Origin of the sequence: Pseudomonas sp. zfem004, from assembly GCF_032621715.1 — a bacterium.
In the GTDB taxonomy this organism is placed as follows: Bacteria; Pseudomonadota; Gammaproteobacteria; order Pseudomonadales; family Pseudomonadaceae; genus Aquipseudomonas; species Aquipseudomonas sichuanensis.
The window spans coordinates 41,754-66,840 of sequence record NZ_JAVYJF010000030.1; the positions used below are offsets into that span (position 1 = coordinate 41,754).

A 25,087-nucleotide genomic window follows, 5' to 3' on the forward strand; every position below is an offset into this window, starting at 1 on the left:
GTGAGCCGACCCACAGAGCTTAGACGGGCTCAAAGGCTTGCAAGGAGACTGACACGGGCAGACGGCGAGAGTTCGTTTGGCCATCGCGGGGCAAGCCCGCTCCCACAACTTCCGTGGGAGCGGGCTTGCCCCGCGATGGGGTCCTGCTCAGAGCGGCGGCAACGCCCAGTTGATCGGCGCCATCCCGCGCTGCTCGAGGAAGCCGTTGGCCCGGCTGAAATGCCCGCAGCCGAAGAACCCGCGATAGGCCGACAACGGCGACGGGTGCACCGACTTGAGTACCAGGTGCTTGCTGGCGTCGATCAGCTTCTGCTTGCTCTGGGCATGCGCGCCCCACAGCAGGAACACCACGTTCGGGCACTGCTCGCTGACCACCTGGATGATCCGATCGGTGAAGAACTCCCAGCCCTTCTTGGCATGCGAGGCGGCATTGGCCCGCTCCACGGTCATGGTGGTGTTGAGCAGCAGCACCCCCTGCTCGGCCCAGCTCTGCAAGTAGCCGTGGTTGGGGATCGGCAGGTTGAGGTCGCGTTGCAGCTCCTTGTAGATGTTGACCAGCGACGGCGGCGTCGGCACGCCCGGCTGCACCGAGAAGCACAGGCCATGGGCCTGGCCTGGGCCGTGGTACGGGTCCTGGCCGAGGATCACCACTTTCACTTGCTCCAGCGGCGTTGAGTTCAACGCATTGAAGATCAGCGGCCCCGGCGGGTAGATCTCCTTGCCGGCGGCGTATTCACCCTGCAGGAACTCACGCAGCTGATGCATGTAGGGCTGGTCGAACTCGGCGCGCAACGCGGCCTTCCAGCTGGGTTCGAGTTTGATGCGGTCGTCGTCGGTCATGGGGCCATCCAGAAGCAAAGTGGCGCGACACTAGGAAAGCCGCGCCGGCTTGTCAATCGATCCGACCGACGACCGGCAGCTTCAGCAGCTCGGGCCATACTGGTGGGATGACTTGCGCGAGGTAGTCCATGTCCATTCAATGCGAGGTACTCACCGGCGCCGATGGCGCCCGCATCGGCATCGCCAGCCTGGATGCACCCAAGGCGCTCAATGCGCTGACCCTGCCGATGATCGAGGTGCTCGACGAGCGCCTGCACGCCTGGGCCCAGGACCCCGGCATCGTCTGCGTACTGCTGCGCGGCAATGGGCCCAAAGCCTTCTGCGCCGGGGGCGACGTACGTGCACTGGTACAAGCTTGCCGCGAGCATCCCGGCAGCATACCGCCGCTGGCCGCCACCTTCTTCGCCAGCGAATACCGCCTCGACCACCGCCTGCACACCTACCCCAAGCCCTTGCTGTGCTGGGGCCATGGCCATGTGCTCGGGGGTGGCATGGGGCTGCTGCAGGGCGCGGCGGTGCGTATCGTCACCCCCAGCAGCCGCCTGGCCATGCCCGAGATCAGCATCGGCCTGTATCCGGACGTTGGCGCCAGCTGGTTCCTTTCCCGCCTGCCCGGCAAGCTCGGCCTGTTCCTCGGCCTCACCGGCGCGCCGATCAATGCCCGTGACGCCCTGGACCTGGGCCTGGCCGACCGTTTTCTTGGCGAACATCAACAAGAAGCACTGGTGGAGGAGCTGCTGCAACTGAACTGGCAGGAACAGACCGACCTGCAGCTCAACAGCCTGCTCAAGGCCGAACAGCACCGGGCGTGCGCCGAACTGCCCGAGGGCCAGTGGCTGGCACGCCGGGCAGTGATCGACGAAGTACTCGATGTGGCCGACCCGGTAGCGGCCTGGCGTGCGCTGGCCGGCCTGGTCCGGCATGGCGACCCTCTGCTGGCCGCGGCAGGCCAGCGCCTGCACGAGGGCTGCCCGCTGACCGCGCACCTGGTGTGGGAGCAGATCCGCCGGGCCCGTCACCTGTCGCTGGCGCAGGTGTTCCAGATGGAATACACCCTGAGCCTGAACTGCTGCCGTCACCCCGAGTTCAGCGAAGGGGTACGGGCCAGATTGCTGGACAAGGACAACACGCCGCACTGGCACTGGCCGGACGTGGCGCAGGTGCCCGCAGCGGTGGTGGCGGCGCATTTCAGCAAGGCCTGGGAGGGGCGCCACCCGCTGGCTGATCTGGCGTAGAAGCAGCACAGGGCAAGTCGGTACGGCACGCCGACTTGCCCTGTGAATGCCCATTGGTCCTCAACGCTGCCAGTTGCGATCCCCACCCCGCCCGCCGTCCGGGCCACGATCTCGGTTGCCTTGCCCATTGGAATGCCAGCGATCCCCTCGCCCGCCACGGTTGTCGTTGCGGTTGTCGTTGCGGTAGTCCTGCCGATCCCGGTCCCGCCCATAGTCATAACGCTGGCGGTTGCCATAGTCGTTGCGCGGGTTGCCGTGCCAACTGGGCTGCATGCCGGGTGCCGGATAAGGCCGGTACTGCGGCACCGGTGCCGGCCGGTAGTAGCGCGGTGCCGGCTGGTAGTAACGCGGCGCGCCCTGGTAGTAGTAGCGCGGTTGCGGAGCTACATAGTAGCGGTCCTGGCGGTAATAGCCGGGGTATACATAGCGATCGCTGGTGTAGTAGTCACTGCGGTAATAGCCGTCGCTCTCGTAGTAGGGGGCGCAGGCAGAAGTCAGCAGTCCGAGCAGGACAATGATCAGAATTCGTGGGTACATGGCGGCCTCCTGGACCGCAGGGGTGCCCGACACAGCGGCGCTGGCGAGCGTCGACGACGATGCGTTGATCGACACTGCATAAGACAGTCCGGCCGTGGTTCAGTGCCATTTCTGCAACAAATTGAAACATCCCGTATAACCCTGAAAAACATGCAGTCATTTTTCGGTCATCTCACTAGAATGTCGCCACCGGCACACATCATGGGACGATCATGCCCTCGCCTTCCGCCCTGTTCTCGCAACGCTCGCTGATCTTCACCCTGCTGCTGTTGCTGGGCTGCGGCTTCCTCTCCACCTCACTGCTGAGCTACTACGCCTCACGCGGGGCAATCCGCGACGGCATCGTCAACACCGAACTGCCGCTGACCTCCGACACCGTCTATTCGGAAATCCAGAAAGACCTGATCCGCCCGGTGCTGATCTCGTCGATGATGGCGCAGGACACCTTCGTGCGGGACTGGCTGCTGGGCGGCGAACAGGACCCCACCCGCATCACCCGCTACCTGGGCGAGGTGATGGGCAGCCAGGGCACCTTCACCAGTTTCCTGGTCGCCGAACGCAGCCGCACCTATTACCAGGCCAAAGGTGTACTCAAACAGGTCAAGGCCGACGCCTGGCGCGACGCCTGGTACTTCCGCCTGCGCCAGGCCAGCGTGCCCTACGAGATCAACGTCGACGTGGATATGGCCAACCAGGACAAGCTCACGGTATTCATCAACTACCGCGTGCTCGACTACCAGCAGCGCTTCATCGGTGCCGTGGGCGTGGGGTTGAGCGTCGAGTCGGTGGTGCGCCTGATCGATGACTACCAGCGCCGCTACCATCGCTCGGTGCTGTTCACCGATGCCCAGGGCAAAGTACTGCTGACCGGTTCCGACGGCGGCCCCCACGGCCTTCGCGCAGGGCAGCAACTGAGTGACAGCAGCCAGTGGCAGGACCTGCTGGCGCGCATGCCGACCCCTGCCGCCGGCAGCCACGAGTATTACGACAACGACGGCCACAGCCACTTCCTGAACGTGCGCCCGCTGCCAGAACTGGACTGGTACCTGCTGGTGGACAAGCGCGAGACCAGTGCCCTGGACCGCATCCGCCAGTCGCTGTACCTGAACCTGGCGATCTGCGCCATGATCACCCTGGTGGTGCTGTCGCTGCTCAATGCCATGATCAAGCGCCATCAGGAAAACGCCGAGGCCCTGGCCACTCTCGACAGCCTCACCGGCCTGCCCAACCGGCGCAGCTTCGACCTGCTGGCCGGCCAGGCGCTGGTCGAGGCGCAGCGCATCAGTGCACCACTGGTCGCCCTGTTGATCGACCTCGACCACTTCAAGGCACTCAACGACACCCACGGCCACTTGGCCGGCGACGAAGTGCTGCGCCAGTTCGCCAACGTGCTGCAGGGCAGCTTGCGCCAGTCCGATATACTCTGCCGCTGGGGCGGCGAAGAGTTCATCGTGCTGCTGCGCGAAACCGAAGGGCGCCAGGCCGTCGAAGTGGCCGAGAAGATCCGCCGGCGCACCGAGCAACTGATCTTCAGCTATGCCGACCAACCGCTGCGCCTGACCGTCAGCATCGGCCTCGCCGGCCTGCAGCACGACGACACCCTGCACAGCCTGCTGAGCCGCGCCGACCACGCGCTTTATCGTGCCAAACAAGGCGGACGCAACCGCGTCTGCAGCCAGATGCCCGGACCCGACCATGACCTTGACCCGTGACCATCACTGCCCTGCCTGCGGCGCCGCCAACCAGTGCGGCCTGGCCAACCCGGCCAGCGCCACCCAAGGTTGCTGGTGCTTCGCGGTGAGCATCGACCCGGCCATCATCCAGGCCCTGCCTGCCGAACTGCGCAACCAGGCCTGCCTGTGCCCGCAGTGCGCGAAAGTGGACAAGCAACTCAAGGCGGCGCAATCGACCGCGATCCGCTAGACTGCGTGCCGTTCTGCCGCGACCTGCCGCCATGCGCCTCGACCGTTTCCTTGCCAACCTGCCCTGCTTCAACCGCCAGCAAGTACGCCTGCTGCTGGTGCAGCGGCGTGTGCGTGTAGATGGCGTGATCACCGCAGACCCGCTGCACGAGGTACGCGAGTTCAGCCGTGTCGAATTGGACGAGCAATTGCTGCAGGCCGGCCGCCCGGCGCGCTACCTGATGCTGCACAAGCCCATGGGCTGTGTCAGTGCCACCAGCGACCCGCAGCACCGCACCGTGCTCGACCTGCTGCCGCCCGCATGGCGCGACGACCTGCACATTGCCGGGCGCCTGGACTACAACACCACCGGCCTGCTGATCCTGACCAACGACGGCCAGTGGTCGCGCCGCCTGACCCAGCCACAAACCAAGCTGCCCAAGGTTTACCACGTACGGACCGAGGACGAGATCGGCGCCCACTACGTCGAGAAGTTTCGCCAAGGCTTCTATTTCGCCTTCGAAGACCTCACCACCGCGCCTGCGCAGCTGGATATTCTCGGCCCCCGCGAAGCGCGGCTGGCAATCGTCGAAGGCCGCTACCACCAGGTCAAGCGCATGTTCGGCCACTTCCAGAACAAAGTGCTGGGGCTGCACCGGGAAAGCATGGGGATGATCGAGCTGGATCCGGCCTTGGCGCCGGGCCAGTACAGGGATCTTTCGACCGCAGAAATCGCCTGCTTCTGAGAGGCTGCGAAGGCTCTGCGCAGGCATTTTTCGCGCAAACGATTGGGTAGCCCTGGCACTTTTCCACTACACCGACCGCCCAGCGGTTTCTTGCAAAATATCCCCCGAAACGCACTTGCGCGATCAGTAGTCCGCTGCTTGACTGCCAACTTGTCGGTCCGCCTGTGACTTACCGGTCACAAACGCAGTCCAAGACACCTTTTTGCCGGCCACCCAGGGTCTCGACACCTTGGGGCACGGTAAATCGCCCGCTACAACAATACCGTCGACACACGCGTCAGGGATCGACACAAGGGCCTACCGGTTTTCTTCCAGGCAAATGCCTACCTGTCATAAAGCACGTGCACCCTAACGGCCTGCGCGGTTGATTCGAACGCGAGTTCACGAACCAGCCACACAGACCAACAGGTGACGCGATACCCTTTTTTGCGCCAGGAGTCGATGACATGAGGCCAGAAATTGCTGTACTTGATATCCAAGGTCAGTACCGGGTTTACACGGAGTTCCATCGCGCAGAAGGCGCCGAAAAGACCATCATCCTGATCAATGGCTCATTGGCCACGACGGCGTCCTTTGCCCAGACAGTGCGCAACCTGCACCCGCAATTCAACGTGGTGCTGTACGACCAGCCGTATGCCGGCAAGTCCAAGCCCCACAACCGCCAGGAGCGGCTGATCACCAAGGAGACCGAGGCGCATATCCTCCTTGAGCTGATCGAGCACTTCCGTGCCGACCACGTGATGTCGTTCTCCTGGGGCGGTGCCTGCGCCCTGCTGGCGCTGGCGCACCAGCCGCGGTTGGTGAAGAAGGCCATCGTCAGTTCGTTCTCGCCGGTGATCAACGAACCGATGCGCGACTACCTGGAGCGCGGTTGCCAGTTCCTGGCCGCCTGCGACCGCTACCAGGTGGGCAACCTGGTCAACGACACCATCGGCAAATACCTGCCGTCGCTGTTCAAGCGCTTCAACTACCGGCATGTCAGCAGCCTGGACAGCCACGAGTACGCGCAGATGCATTTCCACATCAACCAGGTGCTCGATCACGACCTGGAGCGGGCGCTGAAGGCCGCGCGCAACATCGACATCCCGGTGCTGTTCATCAACGGCGACCGTGACGAGTACACCACCGTCGAAGATGCGCGGCAGTTCAGCAAACATGTGGGGCAAAGCCACTTCAGCGTGATCCGCGAAGCCGGCCACTTCCTCGACATGGAGCACAAGAGCGCCTGCGAGGACACCCGCTCGGTCATGCTCGGTTTCCTCAAGCCGACCGTGCGTGAGTCCCGTCAACGCTACACCCACACGCAGGGGCAGCATGCACTGGCCATCTAAGCGCAACGGCACCTGCTTGCCTGGCCCATCCGCAGGCAGCAGGCTGCCGACAGCCTTTTATGACATTGGGCTATTAATTGGCAGGGGGTTATGGTAAAAAGTCGGGCGCCGACGCGGGTATAGTTTAGTGGCAAAACGAAAGCTTCCCAAGCTTTAGTTGAGGGTTCGATTCCCTCTACCCGCTCCACATCGCATTCTCCGCATGACGTTCCAATGACGTCATCGCTGTCAAAAGGAGCCTTGGCTCCTTTTTTCGTTTCTGCCGCCTTCATTTGCGCACCATTCCTTGATCTGGCCCATGGCCATCCCGTGCCCGATTGGCTTCAATGCCCGGTGCTTCCCAGCACGCAAAAGCACCTAAGCTCTCTGAAACATTTCCAAAGGATTGCGCATGTTTCTCTCCCGCTGGCTACCGGGCCTGGCCAACCTGCTGCACTACCGCCGCGAGTGGTTCCACGCCGACCTGCAGGCGGGCCTGTCGGTGGCCGCGATCCAGATCCCCATCGCCATCGCTTATGCCCAGATCGTTGGCTTGCCGCCCCAGTACGGCTTGTACGCCTGCGTGTTGCCGATGATGGTCTACGCCCTGATCGGCAGTTCGCGGCAACTGATGGTCGGGCCCGATGCCGCCACTTGCGCGATGATCGGCGGCGCTGTGGCGCCACTGGCCATGGGCGACCCGCAGCGCATCGCCGAGCTGTCAGTGATCGTCACCGTGCTGGTGGGCGTGATGCTGATAGGCGCCGGAGTGGCGCGCGCCGGCTTCATCGCCAGTTTTTTCTCGCGGCCGATCCTGATCGGCTACCTGAACGGCATCGGCCTCAGCCTGCTCGCCGGGCAACTGTCCAAAGTCGTGGGCTTCAAGATCGAGGGCGACGGGTTCATCCTCAGCCTGATCAACTTCGTTCAGCGCCTGGGAGAAATTCACTGGTTGACCCTGGCGATCGGCCTGGCCGGGCTGGCATTGCTGATCTGGCTGCCCCGCCGCTACCCGCGCCTGCCGGCGGCGCTGGTGACTGTGGTCGTGTTCACCGCCCTGGCCGGGCTGCTCGGCCTGGACCATTACGGGGTGGCGATTCTTGGCCCAGTACCGGCGGGCATCCCGGAACTGGCCTGGCCACAAAGCAACCTCGCAGAAACCAAGAGCCTGCTGCGCGACGCCTTGGGTATCGCCACCATCAGCTTCTGCAGCGCCATGCTCACCGCCCGCAGTTTTGCCGCCCGACATGGCTATGCAATCAACGCCAACCATGAATTCGTCGCCCTCGGGGTGAGCAACCTGGCCGCCGGTATTTCCCAGGGCTTCGCGATCAGCGGCGCCGACTCGCGCACCGCGGTCAACGACATGGTCGGCGGCAAGAGCCAGCTGGTGGGCATCATCGCCGCCCTGGTGATCGCCCTGATCCTGCTGTTCTTCACCGCGCCCATGGCGTGGATCCCGCAGGCGGCGTTGGGCGCGGTGCTGTTGATGGCCGGCTGGGGGCTGATCGACATCAAGTCGCTGAAGACCATCCGCAAGCTCAGCCGCTTCGAATTCTGGCTGTGCCTGCTGACCACGGTCGGCGTGCTGGGGCTGGGCGTGCTGCCGGGCATCGTGTTTGCCGTGACCCTGGCCATCCTGCGCCTGCTCTACAGCATCTACCAGCCGACCGACGCGGTCCTCGGCTGGCTGCCGGGTGTCGAGGGGCAGGTGGACGTGCGCCAGCACAAGGACGCCCGCACCGTGCCGGGCCTGGTGGTGTATCGCTTCGACGACGCGATCCTGTTCTTCAACGCCGACTACTTCAAGATGCGCCTGCTGGAAGCCGTGCAGGGCGTGGACAAACCCCAGGCGGTGCTGTTCGACGCAGAAGCCGTGACCAGTATCGACGTCAGTGGCATCGCCGCCCTGCGCGAGGTGCGCGACACCCTCACCGCCCAGGGCATCCACTTCGCCATCGCCCGCGCACGCGGCACCTTCCTGCGCATGCTGGTGCGCTCGGGGATGGCGCGGGAAATGGAGGACAAATTGCTGTTTGGCTCGGTGCGAGCAGGGATCAGGGCTTATCGGGTATGGCGCAACAGGAATCGGCAAGCGCCAGCGGACCGTTAAGAGACATGGGCTACAGCATTGCACGACGCGGATGCTGTAGCCCCAAGCAAGCCCCTCGGTCCCGGAAAACCTGGGCCTGCTATTGCACAGCGGCCTCAGGCCTGCGGATAGCTGCAACCGACGTAAAGATCACGCGTCTTGTCTTCGGTCGAAACCACCCGCAAAGTGCCCTTGCTGTCGAGCACTCGCTGATAGTCGACGTAGCCGTCGGTATCGAGCGTCTTCTTCAGTTTCAGGGCGCTGGCGAGCTTGGCCGCATCGGCCAGCGGCGCGCTGCTGCTGGTCTGCAGGTAGAAGCTGTAGCGGTCGGTCATCACCAGGGTGGCGGACGACACGCCATTGATGCTCAACGCCGGCGTGACCTGCCAGGCAGCACCACCCCACGGGCTGTGGGCTTCGTCCTTGGTGAAGGTCAATTGGCCGCTATCCGCCAGCTGATTGAACGCCTCCACCTGTTGCGCATTGGCCTGGCACTGCGCCAGCGCCGTGAACAAGGCAACCTGGGCCGAATCGGCGGCCATGGCGTTGAACGCAGTCAGGCTGCCGACCAGCGTGATGAAGCGAAGCGATCCTTTCATGAAACCATCCTTGTTTAGTTGAACGTGCATTGCTCGAACGCCATGAAGTCACTGCCAGAGGTGAACTGCAACACGCACTGCGCGTCGAATTTCTGGCCAGGGCGCATCGCCTTCATCAACGCCTGCTGAGCCTCATCGGCACCGTTGAGGCGGGCCAGTTCGTAGCCCTCATCGTCACCGGCAGCAAGGATCGGCGCGCCCTTGAGGTTGGTCGAGACACCCAGTGCCACCGCAGTGATCTGCACAGACTGGTTCAGCTCCTCCATGCTCAGCGTGGAATAGCCCTTCTGCTCATAAACCTGATACAGCGTGGAAATGTCCTGGGCATGGGCACCCGAGGCCAGGAAGAGACTGCCGGCAAACACGGCCAGATTGCTGAATTTCACACTAGTTCCTTGTGTTGGGTCGCCTGCGCGGGCGCGCAGGGGCCAGGCACTCTGCCATCAACGGTTGCTGTACGCCATCGGGGCCTCCCTGAGCGGCGAGCGTCGCACAGTTGGCCCGACATGCTAAAGTCGCCGCGTTTTGAGCCACGCCCAACGGACCGCCCATGCCCGCACTCGACGCCCACTTGCCCGCCTGGGCCGACCTCAACCAGCGCCACCCTTGCACCGCCCTGTTGCTGGGCAACGGTGCCAGCCGGGCGTTGTGGAAACCGTTCGGCTACTTCTCGTTGTACGAAGAGGCCCAGCGCGCCGGCCGCAAGAAAGGCCTGGCGGTCAGTGACCAGGCGCTGTTCAAGTCGCTCGGCACAGAGCTGTTCGAACCGCTGCTGAGCACCCTCAACCACACCGTCCGCGCCAACGCCGCGCTGGCCATCAACTCCACCGCGCCGCTGAACCGCTACTACTCGATCAAGGAAGCGCTGATTCACGCTGTGCGCACTGTACACCTGCCGTGGGCACTGATGCCGGCGGCTACCCTGGCCTCGATCAACCAGGCCTTGCGTGGCTTTCGCAGCGTCTACACCAGCAACTACGACCTGGTCCTGCCGTGGGCCGTGCAGCATGCTCCACAGGGATTTGCCACGCTGTTCGACGAGCAGGGCTTCTTCGACGTGCGCCGCACCCGCAGCGAAGGCACCCGAGTGATGCACCTGCATGGCGGCCTGCACCTGCTCAAACTGCCGGACGGCTCCAGCCGCCAGCGCAGTGCCGAATGCGCCGAGTTGCTGGACGGTTTTGCCGTGAACATTCCCGGCGAGGTGCCGTTGTTCGTCAACGAGTACCGTAGCGAGGAGAAACTGCGCGCGATCCGCAACTCGGATTACCTGTCATGGTGTCTGGGCCAACTGGCAAATGAGCACGAAGGGCTATGCCTGTTCGGCCAGCATCTGGACAGCAGCGACCAACACCTGCTCGACGCCATTCGCCAGGCGCGGCCGGTGCATCTTTTGATTGCCATCCGGCCATTGAGCGAGGCGTCGGTGCTCAATCAGAAGCAGCACTTCATCGAGAGATTCGGTGATCTGGCGGGGACTGCGCTGCATTTCTTCGATGCGAGTACGCATCCCCTGGGGCTGGGAGAGTTGGCGATCGAGGTGCCGACAGGACGCCGCTGAGGGTGCCGCCAACGGCATGCCTTCATTAAGCCAAAGCCATCGAACCCTTGAAGATCCGTGCATGAGCGCTTGATACATTGACGGTCATCGCGACCCGAGCCAGGTCCAGCGTCTGCTGGCCTATGTCGTAGCTGCCCCTCGCCTGCAGCCAGGCCAGCACATCGGCGAGATGCCAGAGCGACGTACTGCCTTCATGCATGGGCGTTGGGAAGCTGTGCATATGCGCCAGCATCAACTTGCGCATGTTCTGGCGCGACACGCCGACGATCTCTGCCACATCGGTAAGCCCGACAAGGTCGGGCGTCGCCTCTATCAGTCGTGCACCAGGCACTGCGCTGCGAACATCCCTGAGCGCGCTCTCGATTGCCTCCTCTGCACTGGGCGACTCCCGTACAAACTCCAGCGACAGGCGACCGGGCAAGCCAATGCCGACCAAGGCGTCGTCGCAACCAGCTTCGGCCAGGCGCTCGAGGAGCGCGTCCATATCTTCGTCTTCGACCAGTTGGTACTTGAGGGTGAACTCGAATTCCATAGTCACTGCTCCTCACCCGCCTTCACTGCGGTATCGGTATTACGGGCTCCAGTGCAATTGTCCACCACGCGCCTTAGCTGACGCGCGAAATTGCCTGGGTTCTTCGGGGTGCTCCAGATGCTGGTGACGCAAAGCTCGCCGCATCGACAATCAGCATCGTTGAAGGGGCAATACATCTTTCCCTAACAGTGCCCTCCACCCGCAACGACTCTCCATCCATGGTACTCAGCGTGCCTCAAGGCCTGCTCGACCTCTTTCTTGGCGTGACTGGGGCGCGGCATCGAATGTTCTCCAGTGTGGGCACTCAATCATTGGTTGTCAAATGACAACCAATGAGCATGAATGACCACCACACTACAGACCTCACGACACCAATATCGGCCGCCAAACGCGCTTGGGAGGCGTCTTACATACTTTGGGGAATGGCGCTCAACACGTTGTGCTTACCTGGCGATCAACCCATCCCCACGCAACAACGTCTCCAGGCAATGCTCCTGCACCCCATAGAACGCCTTGAGCTGCGCAATCTTCTCCAGCAGCGCCCCCGCCTCTACGGGCTGTTTGCGCTTCACCGCAAGAATCATCTTGTTCTTGTTGGTGTGCTCCAGCGAGATGAACTCGAAGACCTTGGTCTCGTAGCCGCAGGCCTCGAGGTACAGCGCACGCAGGCTATCGGTGAGCATCTCGGCCTGCTGCCCAAGGTGCAGGCCGTACTGCAGCATCGGCTGCAGCAGCCCTGGGCTGTGCAGTTGCGGGCGGATCTGCTTGTGGCAGCACGGCGAGCACATGATGATCGCCGCGTTGCAGCGGATGCCGGTGTGGATGGCGTAGTCGGTGGCGATGTCGCAGGCATGCAGGGCAATCATCACCTCGATGGCCTCCGGCACCACGCTGCGCACGTCACCGCACTCGAACACCAACCCCGGGTGCTCAAGGCGCGCGGCAGCGGCGTTGCACAGCTCGACCATATCCGGGCGCAGCTCGACGCCAGTGACCTGTGCCTCACGCCCGAGGGTGTTGCGCAGGTAGTCGTGCATGGCGAACGTCAGGTAGCCCTTGCCCGAGCCGAAGTCGGCCACCCGCAAGGCCTGATCGGCCGCCACCGGCGCGCTGGCCAGGGCGTGGTCGAAGACCTCGATGAACTTGTTGATCTGCTTCCACTTGCGCGACATCGACGGGATCAACGCGCCTTGCGCGTCGGTCACCCCAAGATCGCGCAGGAAGGGGCGCGACAGTTCCAGATAACGCTTCTTCTCACGGTCATGCCCACCTGCCGCCGCTTCACGGGGTGCCTGCTGGGCCAGGTGGCGGCGCAGCATCGGCTTGCCCTTCTTGCTGAACTCCAGTTGCACTTCACCCGCACCGGTGAACAGGTGAGCGTTGCGAAAGCTCTCCGGCAGCAGTTCGGCCACCAGTGCCTGCGCCTGGCCCAATGGCAGGTTGCGGGTAATGTCGCGGGTCTGGTGGCGGTAGACCAGTTGCAGGCAGGCCTCACCCTTGAGCTGCACCGGTTTGGCGATGATCCGCTGCAGGGTCTGGTCGGCCCCCACGTGGCGGGCCAGCACCAGTTTGGCCAGGCTGCCATCGGCCAGGGCGTCGGCCAGCAGGCTCAGGAACTGGGCGCGCGCATCCGGCGCGATGGGGGCGGAAGTAGTCGACGACATGGGGAGCGGGTGCCTCGGAATGCGGGGAGCGCGTTGCGCAATGCCGCGCATTCTACGTCGCTGGCCGCCCATCGCGAAGGTTTTCGCGATGGGCGCGGCTCAATCGAGGATCACCAGGCGATTGGGCAACTCGTTGCGCGCGTGGGTAGGCGGTACATGCTCGCTGAGCAGTTCGCCGCACGCCTCGATGCATTCCACGAAACCTTGCAAGGTACGGCCCTGGCAGACCTGCTCGGTGAACCGCGCGACGATCGCTTCGCGGGCCTGAGGCGGCAGGTGCCGGGCGATCCCTTCATCGACCAGGATCTCGACATGCCGCTCGGCCTCGCTGACAAAAATCAGCACCCCGGTAGCCCCGGCGGTGCGCTGCAGGTTGAGTTCGAGAAACTGCTGCCGGGCAAGCCCGGAAGCCCGTCGCCGACGCAGTATCGCCGGCACCACCCAGGCGGCCAGGCGTGGATGGCGCAGCAACAGACACAAGGCAACAAAGGTGAGCATCTGCGCCAGCAACAGGCCGTTGAGGCCGATCCCGCCCTGCCAGCGGTGCAGCAGCAACGGTATGACCAGCGCCAGCAGCGCTGCCCAGAGCAGGGGTAGATAGGGGTAGTCGTCGGCGCGGCGCGCCAGCACGGTCACCAGCTCCGCGTCGGTGCGCCGCTCGACGCGTGCGATCGCCTCGGCGATCTGGCGCTGTTCGTATTCGGTCATGCCATCGTCTCTTGAGCGTTCTTATCATTGTTATCCCGGCATCGGGGTGGCGAGAGTGTATCTCAACAAGCGCTCCATATAAGGCATAATCCGCGGCTGCGTCGGATCATGGACGAATGATCCATAAAATCGCCAGCGGACCGCATAACAACAGGCGTACGAAACCTCTCGGCCAACCGCCCTACTCAACAACGGAATTGATGATGAAACTGTCTTTGCTGGGCCTGGCCATGGGCCTTGCCAGTCAGGCGGCCCTTGCCGCCCCCTCCGCCCCGCCCCTGCAAGACAAGCAGGCATTCATCGACCATCTGGTCAGCCAGATGACCGAGGCCGAAAAGATCGGCCAGCTGCGCCTGATCAGCATTGGCCCCGAAATGCCCCACGAGAAGATCCGCGAAGAGATTGCCGCCGGGCGCATCGGCGGCACCTTCAACTCGCGCACCGCCCCCGAGAACCGGCCGATGCAGGACGCCGCCATGCGCAGCCGCCTGAAGATCCCGATGTTCTTCGCCTACGACACCATCCATGGCGAGCGCACCATCTTCCCGATCGGCCTGGGACTGGCCGCGACCTGGGACATGGATGCCATCGCCAAGGTCGGCCGTACCTCGGCCATCGAGGCCGCCGCCGACTCGCTGGACATGACCTTCGCGCCGATGGTCGACATCGCCCGCGACCCGCGCTGGGGCCGCACCAGTGAAGGCTTCGGCGAAGACACCTACCTCACCTCGCGGATCGGCCAGGTGATGGTCAAGTCGTTCCAGGGCAAGAGCCCGGCCGAACCCGACAGCATCATGGCCATCGTCAAGCACTTCGCCCTGTACGGCGCGGTGGAAGGCGGGCGCGACTACAACACAGTCGATATGAGCCTGCCGAAGATGTACAACGAATACCTGCCGCCCTACCGCGCCGCGCTGGACGCTGGCGCGGGTGGCGTCATGGTGGCGCTGAACTCGATCAACGGCGTGCCGGCCACCTCCAACACCTGGCTGATGAACGACCTGCTGCGCAAGGAGTGGGGCTTCAAGGGCGTGACCATCAGCGACCATGGCGCCATCCAGGAGCTGATCCGCCATGGCGTGGCCCGCGACGGTCGCGAAGCGGCCAAGCTGGCGATCAAGGCCGGCATCGACATGAGCATGAACGACACCCTGTACGGCGAAGAACTGCCAGGCCTGCTCAAGTCCGGCGAAGTGACCCAGGGCGAACTGAACCAGGCGGTGCGCGAAGTGCTGGGCGCCAAATACGACATGGGCCTGTTCAAGGACCCGTACGTGCGCATGGGCAAACCTGAAACCGACCTTGCCGACTACTACGCCGAGAACCGCCTGCACCGCGACGCCGCCCGCGACGTGGCACGCCGCAGCCTGGTGCTGCTGGAGAACCGCGAGCAGACCCTGCCGCTGAAGAAGGCCGGCACCATCGCCCTGGTCGGCCCACTGGCCGACGCCCCCATCGACATGATGGGCAGCTGGGCCGCCGACGGTAAGCCACAGCACTCGGTCACCGTGCGCGAAGGCCTGCGCCGCGCCGTCGAGGGCAAGGCCAAGCTGGTCTACGCCAAAGGCTCGAACGTGACCGGCGACAAGGCCATGTTCGACTATCTCAACTTCCTCAACTTCGATGCCCCGGAAATCGTCAACGACCTGCGCCCAGCCGCCGTGCTGATCGACGAAGCGGTCAAGGCCGCCCAGCAGGCCGACGTGGTGGTGGCCGTGGTCGGTGAGTCCCGTGGCATGTCCCACGAATCGTCGAGCCGCACCACCCTGGAAATCCCGGCGGTGCAGCGCGACCTGATCAAGGCCCTCAAGGCCACCGGCAAACCACTGGTGCTGGTGCTGATGAACGGCCGCCCACTGTCGATCGCCTGGGAACGTGAACAGGCCGATGCCCTGCTGGAAACCTGGTTCAGCGGTACCGAAGGCGGCAACGCCATCGCCGACGTGCTGTTCGGCGACTACAACCCGTCGGGCCGCCTGGCCATCACCTTCCCGCGCTCGGTCGGGCAGATCCCGATGTACTACAACCACCTGCGCATCGGCCGTCCGTTCACTCCTGGCAAGCCGGGCAACTACACCTCGCAGTACTTCGAGGAGCCCAACGGCCCGCTGTACCCGTTCGGCTACGGCCTGAGCTACACCAGCTTCGACCTGACGGACCTGACCCTCTCACGCACCGAACTCAAGCGCGGCGAAACCCTCAAGGCCAAGATCACGGTGAAGAACACAGGCAAACGTGACGGCGAGACCGTGGTGCAGCTGTACCTGCAGGACCAGAGCGCGTCGATGAGCCGCCCGGTGAAAGAACTGAAGAACTTCCAGAAACTGATGCTCAAGGCCGGCGAAGCACGTACCGTGACCTTCGACATCAGTGAAGAAGACCTGAAGTTCTACAATGGCCAGCTGCAGCGCGTGGCCGAGCCGGGTCAGTTCAATGTACAGATCGGCCTGGACTCGCAGGCGGTGCAGCAGCAGAGCTTCGAGCTGCTGTAAGCCAGGTTCGCCCTGATCGCGGGGCAAGCCCGCTCCCACGATGACCGCGTGGGAGCGGGCTTGCCCCGCGATCAGGGCGACACGAACAACCGAAATCCCGGATCCGCCCCATGCCCTCTTCCTTCCGCGCCCTGCGTCTGGGGCTGATCATCCTGCTGATCCTGGTCGGCACCGGCCTCAGCGCCGGCTGGGCCATGCACCAGGCCAAGCGCGAGGCCATGCGGGCCGACGCGCAGCGGGCCAGCCAACAGCTGGGCCTGTACGCCAACAACCTGCACACCCTGATCGAGCGTTACCGCGCCCTGCCTGCGGTACTGGCGCTGGACCCGGAGCTGATCGACGCCCTGCGCGGCCCGGTTACCGACTCGGTGCAAAATGCCCTGAACCACAAGCTCGAGCGCATCAACGGCGCCGCCAATTCCTCCACCCTGGAACTGCTCGACCGTACCGGCCTGGCCATCGCGGCCAGCAACTGGCGCCTGCCGACCACCTATGTCGGCTCCAACTACGGCTTTCGCCCCTATTTCAAACAGACCCGCAGCCAGGGCAGCGGCCGCTTCTACGCGGTCGGCGTGACCAGCGGCGTGCCGGGCTATTTCCTGGCCAGCGCGGTCAACGACGAACATGGCCGCTTCCTCGGCGCCATGGTGGTCAAGCTGGAGTTCCCCGAACTTGAACGCGAGTGGCGCCAGGGCAGCGATATCCTGCTGGTCAGCGACGCCCGTGGCATCACCTTCATCGCCAACCAGGACGGCTGGCGCTACCGCGAACTGCAACCGCTGAGCGGCGCCGATCGCGCCGAACTGGCTGAAACCCGCCAGTACGACAAGCAGCCGCTGGTGCCCCTGCAGCACCAGGCCCTGACCCGCTTTGCCGACAACAGCCACCTGACCCGCGTACAGGGCCCCGACGGCGCCGCCGAATACCTGTGGGAAAGCCTGCCGCTGGAAGCCGAAGGCTGGACCCTGCACCTGCTGCGCAAGCCGCAGGTCGCCGAGGATGGCCGCAACGCCGCCCTGGCCGCTGCCGCGATCTGGCTGACCCTGGTGTTCGCCGCGCTGTTCGTCAGCCAGCGCCTGCGCCTGGCCCGCCTGCGCCAGCGCAGCCGCGAAGAGCTCAAGCGCCAGGTCGAGGAGCGTACCCGCGAACTGCGCACCGCCCAGGAAGGCCTGGTGCAATCGGCCAAGCTGGCGGCGCTGGGGCAGATGTCCGCCGCCCTGGCCCACGAAATCAACCAGCCGCTGACCACCCAGCGCATGCAGCTGGAAACCCTGCGCCTGCTGCTCGACCATGGCCGTTACGATCAGGCGCGCCAGGCCCTCGAACCGCTTGAGCAGATGCTCACGCGCATGGCCGCGCTCACCGGCCACCTGAAGACCTTCGCCCGCAACAGCCCCGGCGGCCTGCGCGAGCGCCTGGACCTGGCCACGGTGGTCGACCAGGCGCTGCACCTGCTCGAGGCGCGCATCCACGCCGAAGCGGTCGACGTGGCGCTGTACCTGGCCCGCCCGGCCTGGGTCCGCGGCGATGCGATCCGCCTGGAGCAGGTGCTGATCAACCTGCTGCGCAACGCCCTCGACGCCATGGCCGACAAGCGCTACAAACGCCTGGAGATCCGCATCGAACTCGACGATGGCCAGTGGCGCCTGAGCGTGCTCGACTCCGGTGGCGGTATCGAGCCGGCCGACCTGGCCAAGGTGTTCGACCCATTCTTCACCACCAAGCCTGTGGGTGAAGGGCTGGGCCTGGGCCTGGCGATTTCCTACGGCATCGTGGTCGATGCCGGCGGCTGCCTGCAGGTCGAAAACCTGCCGGGCGGCGCGCGTTTCAGCCTGACGCTACCCCGCGACCTGGAGCCGGTATGTTGAATTCAGTGATCGTCGTCGATGACGAAGCCAGTATCCGCACCGCCGTGGAACAGTGGCTGAGCCTGTCGGGCTTCAGCGTGCAACTGTTCGCCCGTGGCGAGGATTGCCTGGCGCAGCTGCCGCGCAATTTCCCCGGGGTGATCCTCAGCGACGTGCGCATGCCCGGGCTCTCCGGCATGCAACTGCTGGAACGGCTGCAACAGGATGACCCCGACCTGCCGGTGATCCTGCTCACCGGCCATGGTGATGTGCCGATGGCGGTGGAGGCGATGCGCAACGGCGCCTACGACTTCCTGGAAAAACCCTTCACCCCGCAGCACCTGCTGGGCAGCCTCGGCCGTGCCCTGGAAAAACGCCGGCTGGTCCTGGAGAACCGTCGCCTGCATGAGCAGGCCGACCTCAAGGCGCAGCTCGAAACCAGCCTGCTCGGCATGTCCCAGGGGCTGCAACAGTTGCGCCGGCAGGTGCTGGACCTGGCCAGCCTGCCGGTGAACGTGCTGATCCGTGGCGAGACCGGCAGCGGCAAGGAGCGAGTGGCGCGCTGCCTGCACGATTTCGGCCCGCGCGCAGACAAGCCCTTCGTCGCGCTCAATTGCGCGGCGATCCCCGAAACCCTGTTCGAGGCCGAGCTGTTCGGCCATGAGAGCGGCGCGTTCACCGGCGCCCAGGGCAAACGCATCGGCAAGCTGGAATACGCCAACGGTGGCACCGTGTTCCTCGACGAAATCGAAAGCATGCCGTTGGCCCAGCAGGCCAAGCTGCTGCGGGTGATCCAGGAACAGAAGCTTGAGCGCCTGGGGGCCAACCAGAGCATCGCCGTCGACTTGCGCATCATTGCCGCGACCAAGCCCGACCTGCTTGAAGAGGCCCGTGCCGGGCGCTTTCGCGAAGACCTGGCGTACCGCCTCAACGTGGCCGAACTGCGCCTGGCACCGCTGCGCGAGCGGCGCGAAGACATCCCGCTGCTGTTCGAACACTTCGCCCGCACGGCTGCCGAACGCCTGGGCCGCCAAGCCCCACCGGTCAGTGGAGGACGCTTGGCGCAACTGCTGGCCCACGACTGGCCGGGCAATGTGCGTGAGCTGGCCAATGCGGCCGAGCGTCATGCCCTGGGGCTGGATTCGCCGAACCTTGAGAGCCTGCCAGGCGGGCAGTCGCTGGGTGAGCAGATGGAGGCCTTCGAAGCCCAATGCCTGCGTGCGGCGCTGCGCCAGCACAAGGGCGAGATCAAGGGGGTGATGGAGGCGTTGCAGCTGCCACGGCGTACGCTGAACGAGAAGATGCAGCGGCATGGGCTGGTGCGTGAGGATTTTCTCGGTAGCGAATGAGCGGATTTCCGCTTATCGATTCGACTAAATGAGCGAAAAACCGCTCATGCGATGGGTTGGTTGCGACCCCATCGCGGGGCAAGCCCGCTCCCACAGTGATCGCTATAACGCAGGTGATACATGGCCTGCGTGGGAGCGGGCTTGCCCCGCGATGCCCTCAAATGGATCACCCCGCCCCCATTTGGCACAGCTCCTGCAAAACCCTTCTCAAGCTGCGCCCCAAGCGCGCTCCACAAAAACAACGAGAAGGTATCCCTGATGGATAACGCCAGCACTCTGCCCGCCGGAGCGGCCGCCGCGGAGAAAACCACCGCCAGCCGCCTCAAGTCGATCTTCAGTGGTTCCATCGGCAACATGGTCGAATGGTACGACTGGTACGTCTACGCTGCATTTTCCCTGTACTTCGCCAAGGCCTTCTTCCCGGCCGGCGACACCACCGCACAACTGCTCAACACCGCCGCGATCTTCGCCGTGGGCTTCCTGATGCGCCCGATCGGCGGCTGGCTGATGGGCATCTACGCCGACCGCAAAGGCCGCAAGGCCGCGCTGATGGCTTCGGTGCTGCTGATGTGCGCCGGCTCCCTGGTCATTGCCCTCACCCCCGGCTACGAGACCATCGGCGTTGCCGCACCGGTCCTGCTGGTGGTCGCGCGCCTGATGCAAGGCCTGTCGGTAGGCGGTGAATACGGCACCTCGGCCACCTACCTCAGCGAGATGGCCAGCAAGGAACGCCGTGGCTTCTTCTCCAGCTTCCAGTACGTGACCCTGATTTCCGGCCAGCTCATCGCCCTGGCGGTGCTGATCATCCTGCAGAACACACTGACCACCGAAGAGCTGTATGCCTGGGGCTGGCGTGTACCCTTCGTGATCGGCGCCCTGTGCGCAGTGGTTGCCCTGTACCTGCGCCGTGGCATGGAAGAGACCGCCTCCTTCACCAAGAAGGAAAAGTCCAAAGAGAGCCTGATGCGCACCCTGATGCGCCACCCCAAGGAACTGCTGACCGTGGTCGGCCTGACCATGGGCGGCACCCTGGCCTTCTACACCTACACCACCTACATGCAGAAGTACCTGGTCAACACCGTGGGCATGAGCATCAGCGACTCGACCACCATCTCGGCGGCCACGCTGTTCCTGTTCATGTGCCTGCAGCCGATCATCGGCGGGCTGTCCGACAAGATCGGCCGTCGCCCGATCCTGATCGCCTTCGGCGTGCTCGGCACCCTGTTCACCGTACCGATCCTCAGCACCCTGCACACCATCCAGACCTGGTGGGGCGCGTTCTTCCTGATCATGGCCGCGCTGATCATCGTCAGCGGCTACACCTCGATCAACGCCGTGGTCAAAGCCGAGCTGTTCCCCACCGAAATCCGCGCCCTGGGCGTCGGCCTGCCGTACGCGCTGACCGTATCGATCTTCGGCGGTACTGCCGAGTACGTGGCCCTGTGGTTCAAGAGCATCGGCATGGAAACCGGCTTCTACTGGTACGTCACCGGCTGCATCGCCTGCTCGCTGCTGGTCTACGCGACCATGAAGGACACCAAGCAGCATTCGCGGATCACCACTGACTGATCGGCTGCACGGCAATGAACAAGGGGCGCTCCGGCTGACGGGGCGCCCCTTTTTATTGGCTGTGAGCCGAATAACGCGTCACTCAGGACATCTCCATCGCCCGCTGCGGCTCACGACGCTGGTAGTAGGTGGCCGCCAGCACCAGCACCAGCAGCCCCCCGCCCAGCACCATCGACGAACCCACGGTACCGAAGTCCAGGCCGCCTTTCTCGTGGGGCTTGGTCAGCACGTCGCCCAGGGTCGCACCGAATGGGCGAGTGAGCACGAAGGCGATCCAGAACAGCACCACGCCGGAGATCTTCGTCCAGTAGCGGGCAGCCGCCACCACGGCGATTGCCGAGCCGATCAGCAGCGCACCGCCGGCGAAGCCCAGCCCCGAATCGTCGGCCAGGTAGTCGCCCAGCGCAGTGCCGAGGGTGTTGGAGAACAGGATCGCCACCCAATAGAACAGCTCACCGCTGCGGTTCTTGATACGGGTGACATCCAGCGGGTTGCCGCTCATGCGCCACACGGCGAAGGTCAGCAGCAGGATGCCGATCAGCAGCGCCGAGCCTGTTGCATAACCCAGCCCCAGGGTGCGGTCCATGAAGTCGGACATGGTGGTGCCGGCAGTACTGGTGGAAAGGATCACCAGCCAATAGAGCATCGGGTTGTAGCGGCGCGAGTAGAGCTGGGTGACCAGGGTCAGCAGAAACACGCTGATCAACAGCAGCGAGCTCATCGCATAACCGATATTCAGGGTCATGGACAGCAGGTCGCCCGCCGTCTCGCCAAGTGTGGTTGCGCAGATCTTCATGACCCAGAAGGCCAGGGTGATTTGCGGGAGTTTGTTCATCGTTGTGCCGCTCCAGGTGTTAAGTGCGGCGATGGTGAAGAGCGTTGTCTGAAAAAACGGTTGGAGTTGCATGAAAAAAGCGTTTGTCGCGCACGACGAATGCTCGTGAGCTGTTAATTCGGCATTAATTCCCACCCGCCATGCTTGGCCAACTGAAAAAGCCGCACCGATCGCACGGCCTGATATAGCCAGGTACTGCTTTCGACCAAGGACAAGCGCGCCCGTAACAATCGAAATGATCGATTATTTTGCGCTGTTTTTTGCGCTTTTTAATCAACTTAATCGGCGTAGCATTGAACCCATAGAAACAAACAACCCACTGATCCACCGGAGCAACGACCATGAAAAACAAACTGATCCTCGCCCTGACCCTCTCGGTTCTGACCACTGGCGCTTTCGCCGAAGACGGTTTCAGCCGTACCAGCGCCCACACCTTCGCCGCCATCCAGAGCCAGTCGAACAGCTACGCAGAAGATGGTTCTGACCGCACCAACGGCCAACGCTTTGCCGAAGACGGCTTCGACCGCACCAATGGCCAACGCTTCGCCGAAGACGGCTTCGACCGCACCAACGGCCAACGCTTCGCCGAAGACGGCTTCGACCGCACCAACGGCCARCGCTTCGCCGAAGACGGCTTCGACCGCACCAACGGCCAACGCTTCGCTGAAGACGGCTTCGACCGCACCAACGGCCAACGCTTCGCCGAAAACGGCTTCGACCACACCAACGCCCACCGCTTCAGCTGATTGCTGAAAGCGTGCAACCAGCCCGGCTTCGGCCGGGCTTGATCATTTTCAGCCAGGCAAAGCCTTGGCACACTAGGCGCCTCGTCCCCAACCAGGAGTGGCCTCGCGGCCTTGCGCAGATGTACTACTACGAACCCGCCAAAGGCCACGGCCTGCCCCACGACCCGTTCAACGCCATCGTCGGCCCCCGGCCCATCGGCTGGATCTCCAGCCACGACCGCGAAGGCCGCCTGAACCTGGCGCCCTACAGCTTCTTCAACGCCTTCAACTACATCCCACCGATCATCGGTTTCTGCAGCGTCGGGCGCAAAGACAGCCTGAACAACATCGAGCAGACCGGCGAGTTCGTCTGGAACCTGGCCACCCGGCCATTGGCCGAACAAATGAACCAGAGCTGCGCCGCGGTGGCGGCCGAGGTCGACGAGTTCGCCCTCAGCGGCCTTACGCCAGCGGCTTCGAACGTGGTCAAGGTGCCACGTGTGGGCGAGAGCCCGGTGAGTTTCGAATGCAAGGTGAGCCAGATCGTCCAGCTCAAGCGAGCCGACCAGGAAGTAGTGCCCAGCTGGCTGATCCTTGGCGAGGTGGTGGCCGTGCACATTGCCGAACACCTGCTCAAGGACGGCATCTACGACACCGCCGCCGCCGAACCTATCCTGCGTGGCGGCGGCCCGGCGGACTACTTCGCGCTGGGTGAGCTGTTCAAGATGAGCCGCCCGCAGGTCTGATCAGAAGATCAGTTCGCCTTCCTCACCCACGCCCTGCAGGCGTTCGAGTTCGGCGCAGGCAGCTGCGTCGGCGGCGATGGCGGAGGTGAACACCTGGCCCTCGAGGACCTTGTGGAAGCGCGGCGCACCGCCCATGTTCAGGGCCTTCACGGCAATCGCCGCGTTGTAGCCGCCGCCTTCCACCGGGACCATCGCCGAAACCGCTTCGAAGTGAGGGAATTCTTTACGTGCCATGCTGCTCTGCGCCTGTGTGATCGAGGGGCGGCATTGTACACCTGACATGGCCCCTGGGCCGGAACGATCAGGCAAAGGTATGCAGGTCCAGGCTGCTGACCACTTGCGCCTGCACCAGCTCACCGAACACGTTCAGCGTCGGCGAAGCGAAATAACCGCTCATCGCCTGCTGGTCGCACCAGCTGCCGCTGAGCAGCCACAGGTCGGCATCGACTTGCGAGCGTTGCACACTGAACGCCAGGCAACCCGGCGCGCGCCGCGTGGGCTCGAGCAAATCGCGCAGGCGCACGCCGAGTTCCGCGGAACGACCGTTGCTGGCGCGGATGAACGCCAAATGGGTGACCGGTTGCTGAAGGGTCATGAACGATCTCCTTGAAGCCAGGGGCGAGAAACAGGCTGCCAAGGTTAGGGGCCGCCCCTCGCGCGACGTTAGGCCATTACTGCCGGCCGATTGCCTGATCCTGCAGCGCTGCAGGATCAGGCAATCGATCTGCAGCATCCGACTAGCGCCCGGCATTGCCCAAACCTATGCTGCGTCGGTCAGCAGAGGAAACCCGCCATGACCACTTCCCCGCCCCTCGAACCCTCCCTGGAACAGCAGCGCCAGGAGCTGGCCGGGCTGATCCTGCGCCATGCCGGTGAACCCTTTGGCCCGGCCTCGCCCATCGAAGACCTCTACCTCACCTGCTACCGCGAAGATATTCGCGGCATGCCCGCCCTGGCCCAGCCGGCCCTGTGCGTCCTGGCCCAAGGCAGCAAGACCCTGATCCTGGGCGATGAACACTATGCCTACGACCCACTGAACTACATGGTGGTGTCGGTGACCCTGCCGATCAGCGGCGCGCTGCTCAAGGCCAGCCCGGAACACCCGGCCCTGGGCCTGCGGCTGGACATCGACCCGGCGCAGATCAGCCAGCTGATTGCCGAAAGCAGCCCGATGGTGGTCCCCAACCTGCCTTCCGGCCGCGGCCTGTTCGTCGAAAAAAGCGACCCGCAGCTGCTGGATGCCCTGCTGCGCCTGATCCGCCTGCTGGATACGCCGCGTGATATCCCGATCCTCGCGCCGCTGATCCGACGCGAGATTCTCTACCGCCTGCTGCGCGGGCCGCAGGGCCACCGCCTGTACGAGATCGCCCTGTCCAACAGCCAGACTCACCGGGTGTGCCAGGCGATCAGCTGGCTCAACCAGCATTACCAGCAACCGCTGCGCATCGAGGACCTGGCGCGCGAAGTGAACCTCAGCACCTCGACCCTGCACCATCGCTTCAAGGCGGTGACGTCGATGAGCCCGTTGCAGTACCAGAAGCAGCTGCGGCTTCAAGAGGCGCGGCGGTTGATGCTCAATGACGGGCTGGAGGCGGCGGTGGCGGGGTATCGGGTGGGCTATGAGAGCCCGTCGCAGTTCAGCCGCGAATACAGCAGGCTGTATGGCGCGCCGCCGATCAGAGATGTGGCGCGGTTGCGTGCCAGTGCTGGCTGAGTGAATGCATCGCGGGGCAAGCCCGCTCCCACGCTATAGCCCGTGGGAGCGGGCTTGCCCCGCGATGGCGTCGGTACAGTCGTGT

24 protein-coding genes, 1 tRNA gene and 1 pseudogene are annotated in these 25,087 nt (G+C 64.1%); 15 read left to right on the top strand and 11 right to left on the bottom strand.

What is annotated here, in order from left to right; all coding sequences use genetic code 11:
* Window positions 1-147: 147 nt before the first annotated feature.
* A complete protein-coding gene (gene ung / locus RTH46_RS23930) occupies window positions 148-840 on the bottom strand; it encodes a uracil-DNA glycosylase (RefSeq protein WP_153788770.1) in 693 nt (230 codons plus the stop codon).
* 128 nt (window positions 841-968) lie between these two features.
* Between ung and RTH46_RS23935 the strand changes: the two genes are divergently transcribed.
* Window positions 969-2,075 carry an enoyl-CoA hydratase/isomerase family protein gene (locus RTH46_RS23935; protein ID WP_316906805.1) on the top strand — a complete coding sequence of 369 codons (1,107 nt, stop codon included), beginning with the start codon at window positions 969-971 and terminating at the stop codon, window positions 2,073-2,075.
* A gap of 60 nt (window positions 2,076-2,135) precedes the next feature.
* On the opposite strand, the gene RTH46_RS23940 is transcribed toward RTH46_RS23935, so the two are convergent.
* Window positions 2,136-2,612 carry a hypothetical protein gene (locus tag RTH46_RS23940; RefSeq protein ID WP_279848806.1) on the bottom strand — a complete coding sequence of 159 codons (477 nt, stop codon included), beginning with the start codon at window positions 2,610-2,612 and terminating at the stop codon, window positions 2,136-2,138.
* Window positions 2,613-2,824: 212 nt separating this feature from the next.
* Between RTH46_RS23940 and RTH46_RS23945 the strand changes: the two genes are divergently transcribed.
* From RTH46_RS23945 to RTH46_RS23970, 6 genes are all read left to right on the top strand, one after another.
* Window positions 2,825-4,324 (top strand): diguanylate cyclase, encoded by a 1,500-nt coding sequence (locus RTH46_RS23945; RefSeq protein ID WP_316906806.1) that lies wholly within the window; start codon window positions 2,825-2,827, stop codon window positions 4,322-4,324.
* Complete coding sequence (locus RTH46_RS23950) at window positions 4,308-4,535, top strand: cysteine-rich CWC family protein (RefSeq protein WP_316906807.1); 228 nt, start codon at window positions 4,308-4,310, stop codon at window positions 4,533-4,535. The genes RTH46_RS23945 and RTH46_RS23950 overlap by 17 nt, the downstream gene beginning before the upstream one ends.
* Before the next feature lie 31 nt (window positions 4,536-4,566).
* Window positions 4,567-5,259 carry a 16S rRNA pseudouridine(516) synthase gene (locus RTH46_RS23955; protein WP_316906808.1) on the top strand — a complete coding sequence of 231 codons (693 nt, stop codon included), beginning with the start codon at window positions 4,567-4,569 and terminating at the stop codon, window positions 5,257-5,259.
* Window positions 5,260-5,705: 446 nt separating this feature from the next.
* Window positions 5,706-6,590 carry an alpha/beta fold hydrolase gene (locus tag RTH46_RS23960; RefSeq protein WP_153788776.1) on the top strand — a complete coding sequence of 295 codons (885 nt, stop codon included), beginning with the start codon at window positions 5,706-5,708 and terminating at the stop codon, window positions 6,588-6,590.
* Window positions 6,591-6,703: 113 nt separating this feature from the next.
* A tRNA-Gly gene (locus RTH46_RS23965) sits at window positions 6,704-6,777 on the top strand.
* A 204-nt stretch (window positions 6,778-6,981) separates the two neighbouring features.
* Entirely contained in the window at window positions 6,982-8,682 is a 1,701-nt protein-coding gene (locus RTH46_RS23970; RefSeq protein WP_279848815.1) for a SulP family inorganic anion transporter, read from the top strand.
* Window positions 8,683-8,777: 95 nt separating this feature from the next.
* Here the strand turns inward: RTH46_RS23970 and RTH46_RS23975 are convergent, their stop codons facing one another.
* Complete coding sequence (locus tag RTH46_RS23975; protein WP_279848816.1) at window positions 8,778-9,260, bottom strand: hypothetical protein; 483 nt, start codon at window positions 9,258-9,260, stop codon at window positions 8,778-8,780.
* A gap of 14 nt (window positions 9,261-9,274) precedes the next feature.
* A complete protein-coding gene (locus RTH46_RS23980; RefSeq protein ID WP_279848818.1) occupies window positions 9,275-9,646 on the bottom strand; it encodes a hypothetical protein in 372 nt (123 codons plus the stop codon).
* Between the two features lie 164 nt (window positions 9,647-9,810).
* On the opposite strand from RTH46_RS23980, the gene RTH46_RS23985 reads away from it, so the two are divergent.
* Window positions 9,811-10,821: a DUF4917 family protein gene (locus RTH46_RS23985; RefSeq protein ID WP_316906809.1), complete on the top strand. Its 1,011-nt coding sequence runs from the start codon at window positions 9,811-9,813 to the stop codon at window positions 10,819-10,821.
* Window positions 10,822-10,846: 25 nt separating this feature from the next.
* Here RTH46_RS23985 and RTH46_RS23990 read toward each other — a convergent pair whose 3' ends face one another.
* The 4 genes and pseudogenes from RTH46_RS23990 to RTH46_RS24005 form a co-directional block, all read right to left on the bottom strand.
* Window positions 10,847-11,353 carry a helix-turn-helix transcriptional regulator gene (locus tag RTH46_RS23990; protein WP_279848822.1) on the bottom strand — a complete coding sequence of 169 codons (507 nt, stop codon included), beginning with the start codon at window positions 11,351-11,353 and terminating at the stop codon, window positions 10,847-10,849.
* A gap of 2 nt (window positions 11,354-11,355) precedes the next feature.
* A pseudogene (locus tag RTH46_RS23995) lies at window positions 11,356-11,634 on the bottom strand (hypothetical protein).
* A 162-nt stretch (window positions 11,635-11,796) separates the two neighbouring features.
* Window positions 11,797-13,017, bottom strand: coding sequence for a class I SAM-dependent methyltransferase (locus tag RTH46_RS24000; RefSeq protein ID WP_153788785.1), 1,221 nt, complete (start codon window positions 13,015-13,017; stop codon window positions 11,797-11,799).
* Window positions 13,018-13,116: 99 nt separating this feature from the next.
* A complete protein-coding gene (locus RTH46_RS24005; RefSeq protein ID WP_153788786.1) occupies window positions 13,117-13,725 on the bottom strand; it encodes a TPM domain-containing protein in 609 nt (202 codons plus the stop codon).
* A 200-nt stretch (window positions 13,726-13,925) separates the two neighbouring features.
* On the opposite strand from RTH46_RS24005, the gene bglX reads away from it, so the two are divergent.
* The 4 genes from bglX (at window position 13,926) to RTH46_RS24025 (ending at window position 20,982) form a co-directional block, all read left to right on the top strand.
* Window positions 13,926-16,217 (top strand): beta-glucosidase BglX, encoded by a 2,292-nt coding sequence (gene bglX, locus RTH46_RS24010; RefSeq protein WP_153788787.1) that lies wholly within the window; start codon window positions 13,926-13,928, stop codon window positions 16,215-16,217.
* A 110-nt stretch (window positions 16,218-16,327) separates the two neighbouring features.
* Window positions 16,328-18,085, top strand: a complete 1,758-nt coding sequence (locus tag RTH46_RS24015; RefSeq protein ID WP_153788788.1) for an ATP-binding protein — start codon at window positions 16,328-16,330, stop codon at window positions 18,083-18,085.
* Window positions 18,079-19,413 carry a sigma-54-dependent transcriptional regulator gene (locus RTH46_RS24020; protein ID WP_153788789.1) on the top strand — a complete coding sequence of 445 codons (1,335 nt, stop codon included), beginning with the start codon at window positions 18,079-18,081 and terminating at the stop codon, window positions 19,411-19,413. Before RTH46_RS24015 ends, RTH46_RS24020 begins: the two co-directional genes overlap by 7 nt.
* Window positions 19,414-19,671: 258 nt before the next feature.
* Window positions 19,672-20,982, top strand: coding sequence for an MFS transporter (locus RTH46_RS24025; protein ID WP_153788790.1), 1,311 nt, complete (start codon window positions 19,672-19,674; stop codon window positions 20,980-20,982).
* 82 nt (window positions 20,983-21,064) lie between these two features.
* On the opposite strand, the gene RTH46_RS24030 is transcribed toward RTH46_RS24025, so the two are convergent.
* Complete coding sequence (locus tag RTH46_RS24030) at window positions 21,065-21,817, bottom strand: hypothetical protein (RefSeq protein ID WP_316906810.1); 753 nt, start codon at window positions 21,815-21,817, stop codon at window positions 21,065-21,067.
* Between the two features lie 341 nt (window positions 21,818-22,158).
* On the opposite strand from RTH46_RS24030, the gene RTH46_RS24035 reads away from it, so the two are divergent.
* Complete coding sequence (locus tag RTH46_RS24035) at window positions 22,159-22,563, top strand: heme utilization protein (RefSeq protein WP_316906811.1); 405 nt, start codon at window positions 22,159-22,161, stop codon at window positions 22,561-22,563.
* Window positions 22,564-22,682: 119 nt separating this feature from the next.
* On the top strand, window positions 22,683-23,288 hold the full coding sequence (locus tag RTH46_RS24040; protein WP_153787895.1) for a flavin reductase family protein: 606 nt from the start codon (window positions 22,683-22,685) through the stop codon (window positions 23,286-23,288).
* Here the strand turns inward: RTH46_RS24040 and RTH46_RS24045 are convergent, their stop codons facing one another.
* Together RTH46_RS24045 and RTH46_RS24050 are read right to left on the bottom strand one after the other, a co-directional pair.
* Complete coding sequence (locus RTH46_RS24045; RefSeq protein WP_110993798.1) at window positions 23,289-23,522, bottom strand: hypothetical protein; 234 nt, start codon at window positions 23,520-23,522, stop codon at window positions 23,289-23,291.
* Between the two features lie 67 nt (window positions 23,523-23,589).
* A complete protein-coding gene (locus RTH46_RS24050) occupies window positions 23,590-23,883 on the bottom strand; it encodes an antibiotic biosynthesis monooxygenase family protein (protein ID WP_110993751.1) in 294 nt (97 codons plus the stop codon).
* A gap of 198 nt (window positions 23,884-24,081) precedes the next feature.
* Here RTH46_RS24050 and RTH46_RS24055 point away from each other — a divergent pair, with 198 nt between their 5' ends.
* Window positions 24,082-25,002 (top strand): AraC family transcriptional regulator, encoded by a 921-nt coding sequence (locus RTH46_RS24055; protein ID WP_153787894.1) that lies wholly within the window; start codon window positions 24,082-24,084, stop codon window positions 25,000-25,002.
* Window positions 25,003-25,087 lie beyond the last annotated feature (85 nt).

Excerpts from the sequence above, each read along its gene's own strand:
- RTH46_RS24025 (WP_153788790.1), top strand. The coding sequence starts at position 19,672 with ATGGATAACGCCAGCACTCTGCCCGCCGGAGCGGCCGCCGCGGAGAAA.
- RTH46_RS23960 (WP_153788776.1), top strand. The coding sequence starts at position 5,706 with ATGAGGCCAGAAATTGCTGTACTTGATATCCAAGGTCAGTACCGGGTT.
- RTH46_RS24055 (WP_153787894.1), top strand. The coding sequence starts at position 24,082 with ATGACCACTTCCCCGCCCCTCGAACCCTCCCTGGAACAGCAGCGCCAG.
- RTH46_RS24020 (WP_153788789.1), top strand. The coding sequence starts at position 18,079 with ATGTTGAATTCAGTGATCGTCGTCGATGACGAAGCCAGTATCCGCACC.
- RTH46_RS24005 (WP_153788786.1), bottom strand. The coding sequence starts at position 13,725 with ATGACCGAATACGAACAGCGCCAGATCGCCGAGGCGATCGCACGCGTC.
- RTH46_RS23955 (WP_316906808.1), top strand. The coding sequence starts at position 4,567 with ATGCGCCTCGACCGTTTCCTTGCCAACCTGCCCTGCTTCAACCGCCAG.
- RTH46_RS23935 (WP_316906805.1), top strand. The coding sequence starts at position 969 with ATGTCCATTCAATGCGAGGTACTCACCGGCGCCGATGGCGCCCGCATC.
- RTH46_RS24030 (WP_316906810.1), bottom strand. The coding sequence starts at position 21,817 with ATGAACAAACTCCCGCAAATCACCCTGGCCTTCTGGGTCATGAAGATC.
- RTH46_RS23985 (WP_316906809.1), top strand. The coding sequence starts at position 9,811 with ATGCCCGCACTCGACGCCCACTTGCCCGCCTGGGCCGACCTCAACCAG.
- RTH46_RS24050 (WP_110993751.1), bottom strand. The coding sequence starts at position 23,883 with ATGACCCTTCAGCAACCGGTCACCCATTTGGCGTTCATCCGCGCCAGC.
- RTH46_RS23950 (WP_316906807.1), top strand. The coding sequence starts at position 4,308 with ATGACCTTGACCCGTGACCATCACTGCCCTGCCTGCGGCGCCGCCAAC.
- RTH46_RS23970 (WP_279848815.1), top strand. The coding sequence starts at position 6,982 with ATGTTTCTCTCCCGCTGGCTACCGGGCCTGGCCAACCTGCTGCACTAC.
- RTH46_RS23975 (WP_279848816.1), bottom strand. The coding sequence starts at position 9,260 with ATGAAAGGATCGCTTCGCTTCATCACGCTGGTCGGCAGCCTGACTGCG.
- RTH46_RS23990 (WP_279848822.1), bottom strand. The coding sequence starts at position 11,353 with ATGGAATTCGAGTTCACCCTCAAGTACCAACTGGTCGAAGACGAAGAT.
- RTH46_RS24015 (WP_153788788.1), top strand. The coding sequence starts at position 16,328 with ATGCCCTCTTCCTTCCGCGCCCTGCGTCTGGGGCTGATCATCCTGCTG.
- RTH46_RS24040 (WP_153787895.1), top strand. The coding sequence starts at position 22,683 with ATGTACTACTACGAACCCGCCAAAGGCCACGGCCTGCCCCACGACCCG.
- bglX (WP_153788787.1), top strand. The coding sequence starts at position 13,926 with ATGATGAAACTGTCTTTGCTGGGCCTGGCCATGGGCCTTGCCAGTCAG.
- RTH46_RS24000 (WP_153788785.1), bottom strand. The coding sequence starts at position 13,017 with ATGTCGTCGACTACTTCCGCCCCCATCGCGCCGGATGCGCGCGCCCAG.
- RTH46_RS23945 (WP_316906806.1), top strand. The coding sequence starts at position 2,825 with ATGCCCTCGCCTTCCGCCCTGTTCTCGCAACGCTCGCTGATCTTCACC.
- RTH46_RS23940 (WP_279848806.1), bottom strand. The coding sequence starts at position 2,612 with ATGTACCCACGAATTCTGATCATTGTCCTGCTCGGACTGCTGACTTCT.
- ung (WP_153788770.1), bottom strand. The coding sequence starts at position 840 with ATGACCGACGACGACCGCATCAAACTCGAACCCAGCTGGAAGGCCGCG.
- RTH46_RS24045 (WP_110993798.1), bottom strand. The coding sequence starts at position 23,522 with ATGGCACGTAAAGAATTCCCTCACTTCGAAGCGGTTTCGGCGATGGTC.